1 protein-coding gene is annotated in these 215 nt (G+C 35.8%); it reads left to right on the top strand.

All coding sequences use genetic code 11. The features are described from left to right. Window positions 1-215: hypothetical protein (locus L977_RS24860; protein WP_047624206.1), on the top strand; the 215-nt coding region annotated here is incomplete at both ends.

The raw sequence follows: 215 nt of genomic DNA, 5'->3' as shown, positions 1-215 counted from the left end.
AAAGGGCATAGAGAGCTTCGTAAAGACCACTTAGAACTATTGCAAGGTAAAGTGTACTATAATAGTAAAAACACGCTTAGAATCGAGACCACGCTCTTGTATGAAGTCGGACAATTTGTATCAATTGGTGGTTATCCTTATGGCGGTAGAAAATTTAGATTGTTAGAGCTATCAATTACTGATAACCCAGTTTTAGATAAAGCGGAAATAATTTC

Origin of the sequence: Enterobacter sp. ZOR0014 (genome assembly GCF_000798855.1) — a bacterium.
Taxonomy (GTDB): Bacteria; Pseudomonadota; Gammaproteobacteria; order Enterobacterales; family Enterobacteriaceae; genus Enterobacter; species Enterobacter kobei.
This window is presented reverse-complemented; position numbering and strand designations above follow the sequence as displayed.